Below are 797 nucleotides of genomic sequence, written 5' to 3'. Positions count from 1 at the left end.
GTATCAATGCCGCAAATCAGTACAAAAACTAATGAGGAGCAATTATCTATACAACCAGATGGGAGTTATTGGATTACTGGTGGATTAGGAGCATTGGGTTTGGAGGTGGCTGAATGGTTGGTAGAAAAAGGTGCGCGACAGTTGGTATTAACTGGGCGAAGTCAGGTATCGGTTGCAGCAAAACAGAGAATATCCAGTTTTGAGCAATCAGGTGCAAGAGTGCTGGTGGTCAAAGCAGATGTTTCTCAACCCAATCAGGTGGTTGAAGTCTTAGAAAAAATCCAAAAAGAGTTACCGCCACTGCGTGGCATCATACATGCGGCTGGTGTGCTTGATGATGGTGTACTGCAGCAACAATCCATAGAGCGTTTTGGGCGAGTCATGGCTCCCAAGGTAGCAGGTGCATGGAATTTGCACAACTTGACTGCAAATTTACCCCTTGACTTTTTTGTCGGCTTTTCTTCTGTGGCTGCTTTATTTGGTTCTGCTGGTCAAGGCAACTATGCAGCAGCCAATGCCTTTATGGATGGCTTAGCCCATTATCGGCAAGCAATGGGTCTGCCAGGACTGAGTATTAACTGGGGGCCTTGGGCAAATGTAGGCATGGCAGCTAGTTTGGAGAGTCGCTCGCGCGATCGCATACAGACAATGGGGATGGCAGCAATACCTGTAGAACGGGGATTAGTGGCGCTGGAGCAATTGTTAAACCAGTCGGCCAGCCAAGTTGGGGTGATGCCAATTAACTGGTCACAGTTGATTGCGACATCGGCTTTGACATCGCCGTTTTTTGCTAACTT

The 797-nt window shown here is 47.7% G+C and carries 1 protein-coding gene; it reads left to right on the top strand.

Annotated features, from left to right (window positions below; translation table 11 throughout):
- Positions 1–797 (top strand): SDR family oxidoreductase (locus tag MiSe_RS49400; RefSeq protein WP_226594929.1); only part of this gene is annotated, 797 nt, incomplete at both ends.

This window comes from Microseira wollei NIES-4236 (assembly GCF_020521235.1).
GTDB classification, from domain to species: domain Bacteria; phylum Cyanobacteriota; class Cyanobacteriia; order Cyanobacteriales; family Aerosakkonemataceae; genus Microseira; species Microseira wollei.
The sequence above is the reverse complement of the archived record's forward strand: the minus strand, read 5'-3'. Positions and strand labels throughout refer to the sequence as shown.